Annotated in this window: 12 protein-coding genes; 7 read left to right on the forward strand and 5 right to left on the reverse strand. The window is 71.5% G+C overall.

Translation table 11 applies throughout. From position 1 onward, the window contains the following. Entirely contained in the window at nucleotides 1-660 is a 660-nt protein-coding gene (locus ABFT23_RS17010) for a VC0807 family protein (RefSeq protein ID WP_347897298.1), read from the reverse strand. A 172-nt stretch (nucleotides 661-832) separates the two neighbouring features. Between ABFT23_RS17010 and ABFT23_RS17015 the strand changes: the two genes are divergently transcribed. Further along, entirely contained in the window at nucleotides 833-982 is a 150-nt protein-coding gene (locus ABFT23_RS17015; RefSeq protein WP_347897300.1) for a hypothetical protein, read from the forward strand. A gap of 251 nt (nucleotides 983-1,233) precedes the next feature. On the opposite strand, the gene ABFT23_RS17020 is transcribed toward ABFT23_RS17015, so the two are convergent. From ABFT23_RS17020 to ABFT23_RS17030, 3 genes are all read right to left on the reverse strand, one after another. Next, on the reverse strand, nucleotides 1,234-2,334 hold the full coding sequence (locus ABFT23_RS17020) for a potassium channel family protein (protein WP_347897302.1): 1,101 nt from the start codon (nucleotides 2,332-2,334) through the stop codon (nucleotides 1,234-1,236). Continuing rightward, nucleotides 2,327-3,322, reverse strand: coding sequence for a YihY/virulence factor BrkB family protein (locus tag ABFT23_RS17025; protein WP_347897304.1), 996 nt, complete (start codon nucleotides 3,320-3,322; stop codon nucleotides 2,327-2,329). The genes ABFT23_RS17020 and ABFT23_RS17025 overlap by 8 nt, the downstream gene beginning before the upstream one ends. A 79-nt stretch (nucleotides 3,323-3,401) precedes the next feature. Next, entirely contained in the window at nucleotides 3,402-4,796 is a 1,395-nt protein-coding gene (locus ABFT23_RS17030) for a cation:dicarboxylate symporter family transporter (protein WP_347897306.1), read from the reverse strand. Nucleotides 4,797-4,956: 160 nt separating this feature from the next. Here ABFT23_RS17030 and ABFT23_RS17035 point away from each other — a divergent pair, with 160 nt between their 5' ends. Together ABFT23_RS17035 and ABFT23_RS17040 are read left to right on the forward strand one after the other, a co-directional pair. Next, nucleotides 4,957-6,522, forward strand: a complete 1,566-nt coding sequence (locus ABFT23_RS17035; protein WP_347897308.1) for a sensor histidine kinase — start codon at nucleotides 4,957-4,959, stop codon at nucleotides 6,520-6,522. Further along, nucleotides 6,519-7,205 (forward strand): response regulator, encoded by a 687-nt coding sequence (locus ABFT23_RS17040; RefSeq protein WP_347897310.1) that lies wholly within the window; start codon nucleotides 6,519-6,521, stop codon nucleotides 7,203-7,205. The genes ABFT23_RS17035 and ABFT23_RS17040 overlap by 4 nt, the downstream gene beginning before the upstream one ends. Before the next feature lie 14 nt (nucleotides 7,206-7,219). Here the strand turns inward: ABFT23_RS17040 and ABFT23_RS17045 are convergent, their stop codons facing one another. After that, nucleotides 7,220-8,662, reverse strand: a complete 1,443-nt coding sequence (locus ABFT23_RS17045) for a glycine hydroxymethyltransferase (RefSeq protein ID WP_347897312.1) — start codon at nucleotides 8,660-8,662, stop codon at nucleotides 7,220-7,222. 364 nt (nucleotides 8,663-9,026) lie between these two features. On the opposite strand from ABFT23_RS17045, the gene ABFT23_RS17050 reads away from it, so the two are divergent. The 4 genes from ABFT23_RS17050 to ABFT23_RS17065 are packed head-to-tail and all read left to right on the forward strand — an operon-like array spanning nucleotide 9,027 to nucleotide 12,451. Next, on the forward strand, nucleotides 9,027-10,745 hold the full coding sequence (locus ABFT23_RS17050; protein WP_347897314.1) for a nitrite/sulfite reductase: 1,719 nt from the start codon (nucleotides 9,027-9,029) through the stop codon (nucleotides 10,743-10,745). Next, a complete protein-coding gene (locus ABFT23_RS17055) occupies nucleotides 10,742-10,900 on the forward strand; it encodes a hypothetical protein (protein WP_347897316.1) in 159 nt (52 codons plus the stop codon). Before ABFT23_RS17050 ends, ABFT23_RS17055 begins: the two co-directional genes overlap by 4 nt. Next, a complete protein-coding gene (locus ABFT23_RS17060; protein WP_347897318.1) occupies nucleotides 10,897-11,643 on the forward strand; it encodes a phosphoadenylyl-sulfate reductase in 747 nt (248 codons plus the stop codon). Before ABFT23_RS17055 ends, ABFT23_RS17060 begins: the two co-directional genes overlap by 4 nt. A 34-nt stretch (nucleotides 11,644-11,677) precedes the next feature. Continuing rightward, a complete protein-coding gene (locus ABFT23_RS17065) occupies nucleotides 11,678-12,451 on the forward strand; it encodes a sirohydrochlorin chelatase (protein WP_347897320.1) in 774 nt (257 codons plus the stop codon). Nucleotides 12,452-12,459 lie beyond the last annotated feature (8 nt).

The following is a 12,459-nucleotide window of genomic DNA, read 5'->3' on the forward strand; positions in this document are numbered from 1 at the left end:
TCAGACCGGGACGGCCCGCTCGGCCTGCTGCAGCACGCAGAGGGCGGCGCGGATCGTGACCGCGACGGCGAGCGCCGTCACCGCGATCATGACGCCGTTCTTGACCAGCACGAAGTCGGCCGTCGACAACGACGTCAGCAGCCAGTAGCCCAGCGCCCCCTTGGCCAGGCACACCCCGCCCCACATCAGCGTGAGGCGCCAGAACAGGCGCCGTACGCACGGCTGGTCGGCCAGGGCCGGGCTCATCGGGTAGAAGTCGGCCGCCAGCCGGGCCACGAGCGGGCGGGCCGTGGCCAACGAGACCAGGAACAGCACGGCGACCAGGCTGTCGCTGACCATCGGCTGCAGGAAGTAGACGAACGTGTTGCCCGTCGCGAGCGTGAAGACCGTGCGCACCGTGAGGATCGTGACCGTCAGCGCGAGCAGGCCCGACATCGGCCTGTCGGTCGCCCAACGCCACGCGACCGCGCCGTAGGCCCACGCGAGCGCGGCCAGCACGGCGGTCGTGATGCTGAAGGTCACCAGGGTGACGTAGAACAGCGCGGCCGGCACGGCGCAGGCGACCGCGATGCTGACCGCGACCTGCCGCAGGACGACGCCGAGGGCGCACGCGGCGGGCCGGGCGTCCGAGGGCAGGTCGGGCGCGTCGGAAGGGGGCACGGGGTCGACTGTGCGCCATCAACGGCGTCTGTCGTGCATCCTCGGCGTCATCGTGGCCGATCGGCGCCCCGAATGACGTCATCGGGCCAGGTGCTCCTCGGCGCGACGGCGACGGCCTGCCGCACCCCACTCGCGCGGGTGAGCCGCGTCACCTCGTCGGCGGGCAAGGTCGATGCCCACCGAGCCCGACGAGACTGGAGCCGCCGTGATCCGCCGCTACCTCACCCGCGTCCTCACCCTCCCCGAGCGGCTGCCGCTCCCCCGGCGTGCCCCGCAGCCGGAGGCCTGGTGGGCCGTCGCGGACGACGTCGAGCGCCCCTGAGGGATCCCCTCAGAACTTTTTCGAGGAAGTGAGGGTTTTCCCTCGCCAAGCAGTGCTCGACCGGGTACTGTTCTTCCTACCGAGCCGCTGATGACCCGAGACGTCAGCGGCTCGGTTCTTTTTTCCGGCTGGCCCAGCGAGGTTTCCCGGTTCTGCTGCGCGAGCGCGCGCGGGTGCGTAGCGTCCTTCTCACCGAGCCGCTGTTGACCCGAGACTCCAGCGGCTCGGTTCCATTTTTCCGCCGCGCCGGATCAGTCCTCGTCGGAGGCGAAGTCCTCGTTGTGGGTGCCGGGCCGCGGCGCCCACGGCAGCTCCTTGGCGGGCCGGACGACGATCAGCCGGTCGCCGCGTGCGAGCAGCGCGACCACGGGGTCGAAGTAGCGGTAGACCTTCTCGTCGCGGACGACGGCGATCACCTGGTCGGGCAGCGTCTGCGGCTGCTTGCCGACCTCGGCGACGAGAAGCTCGCGCTCGGCGACCTCGAGGCCCTCGCCGTAGGTGAGCAGGTCCTCCATCACCACGCCGAGCGTCGGCGAGAGCGTCGACAGGCCGATGAGGCGCCCGACGGCGTCGGAGGAGGTGATCACGGAGTCGGCGCCCGACTGGCGCATGAGCGGCGCGTTCTCCTGCTCCGAGACCGAGGCGACGATCCAGGTCTCGGGGTTGAGCTGACGCACGGTCAGCGCAGCGAGCACGTTGGAGTCGTCGCGACCCGTCGCGATGATCACCTGGTCGGCGTCACCGACGCCGGCGCGGCGCAGCACGTCGCGCCGGGTGGCATCGCCCGTGACGACGGCGAGACCGTCGGCGTGGGCGTCGGCGAGCGCGGTCGACGACGGGTCGACGACGACGACGTGCTCGCGGTCGAGGCCGTTGCCGACGAGGGTCTCGACGGCGCTGCGGCCCTTGGTCCCGTAGCCGATGACGACGACGTGGTGGCCCATGTTCTTCCTCCAGCGGGCGATGCGGAGCAGCTCGCGCCCCTGCGAGGCGAGCACCTCCAAGGTGGTGCCGATCAACAGCACCAGGAAGGCGATGCGAGCGGGGGTGATGACGAGCGCGTTGACGAGCCGCGCCGTGTCGGTGACCGGGGCGATGTCGCCGTAGCCGGTCGTGCTGAGCGTGACGGTCGTGTAGTAGATCGCGTCGATGAGACTGATCTCGTTGTCCGGGTCGTTGCCGTCGCGGTAGCCCTCGCCGTCGAGGTAGACCAGCAGCACGGTGCCGGCCAGGATGGCGAGCGCGAGCAACAGCCGACGTCCGAGCACGAACCAGGGAGAACGCACCCGCTCGGGCAGCTCGACCGTGCCGCGTCCTCGCGTGGCCGAGGTCTCGGCCAGGTGCTCATCCACGCTGAGAACCTAGGGCACGCAGCCGCGCGAGGAGCTCGCGGCGTGCTCGGGTGGTGTTCTTCTGCGGGAACACCTCGTCGAAGGCGGCGTTGACCGCGGCGCCGATGAGGACGGCGAGCGCCACGAGGTAGAGCCACAGCAGGACGGCGATCGGGGCTGCGAGCGGGCCGTAGATCGACTTGGAGTCGGCGGCGGTGACCGTGAGGACCCAGCGGAGTGCGTAGGACCCGAGGATCCACGCCACGAGGGAGAACACCGCTCCGGGCAGGTTGAAGCTCCAGTTGGTCCGCACGGGCACGGCCACGTGGTAGAGCGTGGCCAGGAAGCAGATGCAGACCACGATCACGGTCGGCCAGTAGAACGACATCAGGAACGCAGCCCGGTCGGGCAGCGCGTCGCCCACGAGACGCGGGCCGGCGACCACCAGCGGCAGCGAGATCGCGCCGGTGACCATGGCGAGGATGTAGAGCACGAAGGCCAGCGCGCGGGTCTTGACGATCCCGCGGTGGCCGCCGAGCCCGTGCATGATCGTGATGGTGTCGACGAACACGTTGAGCGCCCGCGAGCCCGACCACAGCGAGAGCACGAAGCCGAGCGAGATGACGTCGAGGCGACCGCCGTCGAGCACCTCGTCCATCGTCGGGGTGATCACCTGCTCGACGGCGCGGTCGGTGAGGAACTGGCTGCACAGGTCGATGATGGCCGCGCGGACGTCGTCGACCTGGTCGGCGCTGAACCGCTCGGAGACGTAGCCGATGGCCCCGGCGAGGGCGAAGATCAGCGGCGGCACCGAGACGACGGCGAAGAACGCGCCCTCGGCGGCGAGACCCGTGACGCGGTAGCGCAGGCACGACGACACCGTCGTGACGACCAGCCGCCACAGGGTCTCCGCGGCCCGTCGTCCACGATCGGCGAGTCGTTCTGCCCGCCGGTCGGTGAGCCCGGCGGCCGGCGGGTCGGCCGGTGCGTCGGTGGGCTCCGAGGTCATGCCTTCACGCTAACGGCGGGTGGGCCCGGGATCGCGGATCCCGGGCCCACCCGCCGGAGTGGAGCGTGGAGCAGACGGCTCAGACCGAGGTGGTCTGCTTGTCGAGCGGCGGGTACGCCGCCGGCTGGGTCGGCTGGCCCGGCTTCTCGTTGTCGTAGGTCGCCTCGGCCGACGAGCCGTGGTCGTCGAGCATGGTGGTCTCGTCGAACGGGTCGTTGCCGGCGAGCACGGTGTCGAGCTTCTCGCGGTCGAGGCCGCCGGTCCAGTGACCGATGAGCACGGTCGCGATGGCGTTGCCGGCGAAGTTGGTCACCGCGCGGGCCTCCGACATGAACCGGTCGATGCCGACGATGAGGCCGACGCCGTCGACGAGCTCCGGGCGGTGCGACGACAGGCCGCCGGCCAGGGTGGCCATGCCAGCGCCGGTGACGCCCGCGGCGCCCTTCGAGGCGATCATCATGAACAGCAACAGCGAGATCTGCTCGCTGATGGCGAGGGGGCTGCCCATCGCCTCGGCGATGAAGATCGAGGCCATGGTCAGGTAGATCGCGGTGCCGTCGAGGTTGAACGAGTAGCCGGTCGGGACGACGACGCCCACGGTCGGCTTGTCGACGCCGGCGTGCTCCATCTTGGCGATCAGGCGCGGCAGGGCCGACTCGGACGACGACGTCGACACGATCAGCAGGAACTCACGGCCCAGGTACTTCAGCAGCGCGAAGACGTTGACGCCGGTGGCGACCTTGAGCAGCGTGCCGAGGACCAGGAAGACGAACAGTGCGCAGGTGATGTAGAAGCCGATCATCAGCACCGCGAGGCTCTTGAGCGCGTCGGCGCCGGTCGCGCCGACGACGGCGGCGATGGCACCGAAGGCGCCGACCGGCGCGGCCCACATGATCATCGACAGGACCCGGAAGACGACCTTCTGGATGTGTCCGATGCCCTTGAGGATCGGCTCGCCGGCACGGCCCATCTGCTGCAGGGCGAAGCCGACGAGCAGCGCGACGAGGAGCGTCTGGAGGACCTCGCCCGAGGTGAGCGACGACAGCATCGAGTCGGGGATGATGCCCAGCAGGAAGTCGGTGGTGCTGCCGTGGCCCTCGGAGGCCTGCTCCTGGCCCGAGCTCGCGACCGCCTCGGTGAGGGTGAGGCCGTCGCCCGGGTGCAGCAGATTGCCGACGACCATGCCGATGCCCAGCGCGAACGTCGACATCGTGATGAAGTACAGCAGCGCGAGCCCGCCGACCTTGCCGACCCGGGCCGCGTTGGCCACGGAGCCGACGCCGAGCACGATCGTGCAGAAGATGACGGGCTGGATCATCATCTTGATCAGCTCGACGAAGCCGGTGCCGAGCGGCTTGAGCTCGATGCCGAAGGACGGCCAGATGATGCCGACGGCGATGCCCGCGGCCACCGCGATGATCACCGCGATGTAGAGGTAGTGGGTCCGGTTGCGGACCTGGGTGCTGCTGCTCATCGGGGAGCCTCCCGGGTGTCGGTGCGGTCGGGCCTGTCCCGACGTCCTGAACCATGGCGTGCCCTGTGAGGCGGGTCACCCTTGTGGTCGTAGTGGTCGCGATCACAGGTGCGTCGTCGAGGGGCCGGACCACCCGACGTGGCTGGGGGATGATGGCGGCGTGCCCCGTCCTCTGCCCGTCGCCCGCCAGGTGCTGCTGCTCCAGGTCCTGGTCGTCGTGGTGCTGGTCGTGGCCTCGATCGCGCTCGCGGCCTACGACGCACGACGCGACACCCGCACGGAGGCGACCGACAAGGCCGTGGCGGTGGCGCGGTCGGTCGCCGACTCCCCCGCCGTCGCGGCGGCCGTCGGGTCGATCGACCCGTCGTCGTCGCTGCAGCCCTACGCCGAGCGCGTGCGCGTCGACACCGACGTCGACTTCGTGACCATCATGGCGCCCGACCGCACGCGGTTCACGCACCCCGACCCGGCCAACATCGGCAAGCCGTTCATCGGCGACCTCGGCGACGCGCCGCAGGGTCGCACGTTCACCCAGGAGTACGCCGGCACGCTGGGCCCGTCGGTGCGCGCCGTCGTCCCGGCGGTGCCCGTCGGCGGCGGCGACCCGGTCGCCTACGTCGCGGTCGGCATCAGGGTCAGCTCGATCGAGCAGCGGCTGCGCAGCGACCTCGTGGTGATCGGCATCGCCGCCACGGTGGTGCTCGTCGTCGGCCTGGCCGGCGCCTGGCTCGTCAGCCGGCGCCTGCGGCGCCAGACCCACGGCATGGGCGAGCTGGAGATGACCCGGATGTACGAGTACTACAACGCCGTCCTGCACGCCGTCCGCGAGGGGCTGCTGCTCGTCGACCCCGACGGCTGCGTGCAGCTGGTCAACGACGAGGCCCGCCGCCTGCTCGACCTGCCCGACGACGTCGACGGACGACGCCTCGACGACCTCGGCCTGCCGCCCGGGCTCGTCGAGGCCGCCCTCGGCCGGACGGCGGAGTCCGATGACCTCTACGTGATGGGCGACCGCGTCCTCGTGGTCAGCTCGTCCCCGGCGGCCTGGGACGGTCGCGACGTCGGCGCCGTCGTCAGCCTGCGCGACCACACCGAGCTGCGCTCGGTGACCGGTGAGCTCGACGTCGTCCGCGGGCTCACCGACTCGTTGCGCGCGCAGACCCACGAGGCGGCCAACCGGCTGCACACGGTCGTCTCGCTCGTGGAGATGGGTCGCCCCGAGCAGGCGGTGGCGTTCGCGACCGAGGAGCTCGAGGTCACCCAGCGCCTCGCCGACGACGTCGTCGAGGCGGTCGGCGACCCCGTCGTCGCCGCGCTCCTGCTCGGCAAGAGCGCCGAGGCGCGCGAGCGCGGCGTCGAGCTCGACGTCGACGGCGAGCTGCCCGAGACCACCGCCTCCGGGCGCGACCTCGTCACCGTGCTCGGCAACCTCGTCGACAACGCCTTCGACGCCGTCGCCGACGCCGCGGTGCGGCGGGTGCGGGTGCGGCTCGGCGACGACGCCGCCGGGCGGGCCGTCGTCCGCGTCGACGACAGCGGGCCCGGCCTCGGCGACGACGAGGCCGCCCACGTGCTCGAGCGCGGCTGGACGACGAAGGCCGAGGGCCGCGGCGTCGGACTGGCCCTCGTCGGGCAGACGGCGCGTCGCCACGGCGGCGACGTCGTCATCGAGCGCTCCGACCTCGGCGGAGCCGCGTTCACCGTCACCCTGGGAGGCACGCCATGACCGGGCCCGACGTCGTCCGGGTGCTCGTCGTCGAGGACGAGGAGCTCGCCGCCGAGGCGCACGCCACCTACGTCGAGCGCACGCCGGGCTTCGGGCTCGCCGGCGTCGCCCGTTCGGCCGGTGACGCCGCGCGCTTCCTCGAGCGCGACCGCGACGTCGACCTCGTGCTGCTCGACATGCACCTGCCCGACGGCCACGGCCTGGGCCTGTTGCAGCGCCTGCGGGCGGCCGGCGACCTGGTCGACGTCATCGCCGTCACCGCGGCGCGCGACGCCGACGTCGTGCGGCACGCGGTCGCGCACGGTGTCGTGCTCTACCTGATCAAGCCGTTCACCTACGCGACCTTCCGCTCCCGGCTCGAGCAGTACGCCGACTACCGTGCGCGCCTGTCGTCGGCCGCCGGCGACGTGGCCCAGGACGAGGTCGACCGGATGCTCGGCACGCTGCGCCCGGCGGCGCCCGAGCTGCCGAAGGGCATGAGCGCCGAGACGCTGCGCTCGGTCGTGGCCGCCGTCCGGGGCACCGACGAGGCGCTGTCGGCCTCGGAGGTCGCCGGGCTCGTCGGTGCCTCGCGGGTCACCGTGCGGCGCTACCTCGAGCACCTCGCCGACACCGGCGTGCTCGAGCGCGGCCAGCGCTACGGCGGCGGCGGCCGGCCCGAGGTGGAGTACCGGCGGGCCTGAGGCCGCCCCCGCCCTCAGGCGAGGTCGAGACCCGGGTAGAGCGGGTGCTTGTCGAGCATCTCGGCCGAGGCGTCCTTGACCTTGTCGGCCACGCCCTCGGCGAGCACGAACGAGGCCTTGGACGGCGTGCCGGCCTTGGTCGTGCCGGCCTCGGTGTTCTGCAGCACCTGGACGATCAGCTCGGCGACGTTGTCGAACTCGTCGTGCCCGAAGCCGCGGGTGGTGAGCGCGGGGGTGCCGACCCGGATGCCGGAGGTGTACCAGGCGCCGTTGGCGTCGGCCGGCACGGAGTTGCGGTTGGTCACGATGCCCGCCTCGAGCAGGGCCGACTCGGCCTGGCGGCCGGTGAGCCCGTACGACGAGACGTCGAGGAGCACGATGTGGTTGTCGGTGCCGTCGGTGACCAAGTTCGTGCCGCGCGACTGCAGCCCGGCGGCGAGCGACTGGGCGTTGTCGGCGACCTGCTGGGCGTAGGTGCGGAACGCGGGCTGGCGCGCCTCGGCGAAGGCGACGGCCTTCGCGGCCATGACGTGCGACAGGGGACCGCCGAGCACCATCGGGCAACCGCGGTCGACGGACGGCGCGTACTCCTCCGTGGCCAGCACCATGCCGCCGCGCGGGCCGCGCAGGCTCTTGTGCGTGGTCGTGGTGACGACGTGCGCGTGCGGGATCGGGTCCTCGTCGCCGGTGAACACCTTGCCCGCCACGAGCCCGGCGAAGTGGGCCATGTCGACCATCAGCGTGGCCCCGACCTCGTCGGCGATCTCGCGCATCTTCGCGAAGTTCACCCGGCGCGGGTAGGCCGAGTAGCCGGCGACCAGCACGAGGGGCTTGAACTCGCGAGCCTTGGCGGCCAGGGCGTCGTAGTCGAGCAGACCCGTCTCGGGGTCGGTGCCGTACTGCTGCTGGTGGAACATCTTGCCGCTGATGTTGGGGCGGAACCCGTGCGTCAGGTGCCCGCCGGTGTCGAGGCTCATGCCGAGCAGGCGCTGGTTGCCGAGCTCGCGGCGCAAGGCCTCCCAGTCGTCGTCGGTGAGGTCGTTGACGTTCTTCTTCCCGGCCTTCTCCAGCCAGGGTCCCTCGACGCGGTGGGCCAGGATCGACCAGAAGGCGACCAGGTTGGCGTCGATGCCCGAGTGCGGCTGCACGTAGGCGTACTCGGCCCCGAACAGCTCGCGGGCGTGCTCGGCCGCGAGCGCCTCGACGGTGTCGACGTTCTGGCAGCCGGCGTAGAACCGGTGGCCGACGGTGCCCTCGGCGTACTTGTCACTGAACCAGGTGCCCATGGTGAGCAGCACGGCGGGCGAGGCGTAGTTCTCGCTCGCGATGAGCTTGAGCGAGCCTCGCTGGTCGGCGAGCTCCTGCCGGGTGGCCTCGGCGATGCGCGGCTCGACCGAGGCGATGACCTCGAGGGCCTGCGAGTAGGCGGAGCTGGTGAGGGCGTCGATGTCGGCCATGACGTGCAGACTAATGACGTCGGCGTCGCGGTGCGGCATCGCCGGAGCCCGCCGCGGCGGCCACCGGGGTGTGACCTACCTCGCACGGGCGACGGCGCGCCCGTGCTGGCCCCCGGCCACGTATCCACATCGTGGACGCGCATCTCACATCACGAGATGAACGTTTGTGGGAGGCGCGTCCGGACCGTGAGACTCCATCCCATGGTCACTGCTGAGACGAGCGCCTTCCTCGTGGTACGCCGCCACGTGGACCTCGGGCGCACGCGCAGCATGATGTGTCGCTTCTGCTGACCGAGACCCACCTCCCCGGCGCCCCGTCCCCAGCGGCGCTCCTCTCTCAGCCGAAGTAAGGAACCTCCGAGGCATGCCCGACCTGCGCTTCCAGAGCAAGAAGGCCCAGTTCACCGAGATCCCGCGCCCCAAGCGCGCCGAGGGTCAGTGGTCGCTCGGCTTCACCGAGCCGCTCAACAAGAACGAGCAGTCCAAGAAGGACGACGACCCGCTCAACGTCCGCGACCGCATCCTCCACATCTACTCCAAGCGCGGCTTCGACTCGATCGACCCCGCCGACCTGCGCGGTCGCTTCCGCTGGATGGGCCTCTACACCCAGCGCGCCCCGGGCTTCGACGGCGGCAAGACCGCCCAGCTCGAGGAAGAGGAGCTCGACGACCGCTACTTCATGCTGCGGGTGCGCTCCGACGGCCGCCTGCTGTCGCACGAGGCCGTCCGTGCGCTCGGGCAGATCGGCGTCGACTTCGCGCGTGACACCGCCGACGTCACCGACCGCGAGAACATCCAGTACCACTGGATCCAGATCGAGGACGTCCCCGAGATCTGGGAGCGCCTCGACGCCGCCGGGCTGAGCAGCCTCGAGGCGTGCGGCGACTCGCCGCGACCGTTCCTGGGCTCGCCGGTCGCCGGCGTCGCCGCCGACGAGATCATCGACGGCACCTCGGCGCTGGAGGAGATCTTCGACCGGTTCATCGGCGACAAGGACTTCTCGAACTTCCCGCGCAAGTTCAAGACCGCCCTCACCGGCCACCCCTCGCACGACGTCTCGCCCGAGACCAACGACATCTCCTTCGTCGGCACCGTGCACCCCGAGCACGGCCCCGGCTTCGACGTCTGGGTGGGCGGCGGCCTGTCGACCAACCCGATGCTCGCCGCCAAGATGGGCGTCTGGATCCCGCTCGACCAGGTCGCCGAAGTCTGGGCCGGCGTCGCCGGCATCTTCCGCGACTACGGCTACCGGCGCCTCCGCTCGCGCGCCCGTCTCAAGTTCCTCGTCGCCGACTGGGGCATCGAGAAGTTCCGCGAGGTGCTCGAGAAGGAGTACCTCGGCCACGAGCTCGTCAGCTGCGACTCCCCCGCCTCGCCCCTCGGCCACCGCGACCACATCGGCGTCCACGAGCAGAAGGACGGACTGAGGTACGTCGGCGTCGCGCCCACCGCGGGCCGGGTCTCCGGCACCATCCTGGTCCAGCTCGCCGACCTGATCGAGAAGCACGGAGTCGCCGGGGCCCGGCTGACGCCGTACCAGAAGATCGTGCTCATCGGCGTGCCGCCGGACGCCGTCGACGAGCTCGTCGACGAGCTCGACGCGATCGGGCTGTCGGCACGTCCGTCGAACTGGCGCCGCAACACGATGGCCTGCACCGGCATCGAGTTCTGCAAGCTGGCGATCGTCGACACCAAGGAGCGCGCCCGCCGGCTGGTCGGCGAGCTTGAGCAGCGCTTCCCCGAGCTCGACGTGCCGATCACGGTCAACGTCAACGGCTGCCCGAACGCCTGCGCCCGCACCCAGGTCGCCGACATCGGCCTCAAGGGCCAGCTGGTGATGCAGGACGGCGCGCAGGTCGAGGGCTTCCAGGTGCACCTCGGCGGCGCCACCGGGCTGCAGGCCAACTTCGGCCGCAAGCTGCGCGCCCACAAGGTCACCAGCGCCGGCCTCGACGACTACATCACCGCGGTCGTGACCAACTACCTCGCCGACCGGACCTCGATCGAGGAGAACTTCGCGGCGTGGGTGGCCCGGGCCGAGGAGGAACTACTCAGGGGCGAGAAGGTGTTGACCTCACTATGAGCGAACGCGCCGTCCCCTTCCACTGCGCCTACTGCGGCGACACCAACCTGTGGCCGCACGAGGCCCAGCACGGTGCCTGGGAGTGCCGCGACTGCCAGCGGATCTTCTCGGTGAAGATGATCGGCCAGCTGCGCCCCGAGGGCGTGGTCCGATGACCACCACCCTCACCCAGACCGCTCGCGACAACCGCGGCATCGCCACCGAGGGCCGCTCGCCGGAGGAGTTGCGCGACCTCGTCTCCCACTGGGGAGCCGAGCTCGAGCTCGCCCCGGCCGAGACCATCGTCGAGTGGGCCGCCGCGACGTTCGGCGAGCGGTTCTGCGTGACGTCGTCGATGGGCGACGCCGTGCTGGCCCACCTCGCCTCGACGGTGGTGCCCGGCGTCGACGTGGTGTTCCTCGACACCGGCTACCACTTCGTCGAGACGCTCGGCACCGCCGACGCGGTCAAGCACACGATGAACGTCAATCTCATCACCATCACGCCGAAGCAGACCGTGGCCGAGCAGGACGCGACCGAGGGCAAGGACCTCTTCCGTACCGACCCCGACCGCTGCTGCGCCCTGCGCAAGCTCGCCCCGCTCAAGGACTCCCTGGCCGAGTACGACGCCTGGGCCACCGGCCTGCGCCGCGCCGAGACCCACAACCGCGTCATCGCGCCGGTCATCGGCTGGGACGCCAAGAAGGGCAAGGTCAAGGTCTCCCCGCTCGCCCGCTGGAGCGACGAGCAGGTGGAGCGCTACATCCAGGACAACGGCGTCCTGGTCAACCCGCTCGCCTACGACGGGTACCCCTCGATCGGGTGCGCCCCCTGCACCCGCCGCGTCGCGCCTGGCGACGACCCGCGCAGCGGGCGCTGGGCCGGCACCAACAAGACCGAGTGCGGCATCCACCAGTGACCCGCCGCTCGACGCTGAGAGAGGAGGCAGTCCGATGACTGCTCCCGCCCTGGTGGCCCTGGCTCCCGCGAGCCGCGACTCCCGCACCACCAAGACCATCACGGCCCTCGTCGACGAGGTGAAGGCCCAGCGCCCCGACCTCCGCGTCGAGCGCGCCTTCCTCGACCCGACCTTCGACTCGGGCCCGCAGGCCCGCTGGACGCGGCCCGAGCTCCAGTCCGTCGTCGACCGGCTCGTGAAGGCCGGCCACGACGAGATCGTCGTCGTCCCGCTGGTGCTCTCCGAGGTCGACCGCGCGCTCGAGCGCCTGCCCGACGCCGTCGCCGCGGCGACCGCGCGCCATGCCGACGTCCAGGTGCGCGTCACCGAGTCGCTCGGGCTCGAGACCTGCTTCCTCGAGGTGCTCGACGAGCGCCTGCGCGAGGCCCTGCGCGAGGCGCGCTGCCGCGAGCTCGACGCGCTCGTGCTCGCCGCCGCCGGCTCCGCCGACCCCATCGCCAACCAGTCGGTGGCCCGCCTCGCCCGCACCTGGGGCACCCACCACCGCCTGCCGGTCAGCGCCGCCTACGCGGCCAGCACCCCGCCCGCCACCGGCGAGGCCGTGCGCGCCTTCCGCGCCGAGGGACGTCGTCACATCGCCGTCGCGTCGTTGTTCCTGACGCCGGGCGAGCTCACCGACCGGGCCGCCGAGCTCGCGGTCGAGGCCGGGGCGGTCGCCGTCTCGGCACCGCTCGGTGCCCACCCCGAGGTCGCGCGCGTCGTCCTGGCGCGCTACGCGGTCGGCGCCGTCGAGCTCGTCCCCGTCTGACCGGCGCT

This window comes from Nocardioides secundeburneus, assembly GCF_039939255.1.
Classification (GTDB): Bacteria; Actinomycetota; Actinomycetes; order Propionibacteriales; family Nocardioidaceae; genus Nocardioides.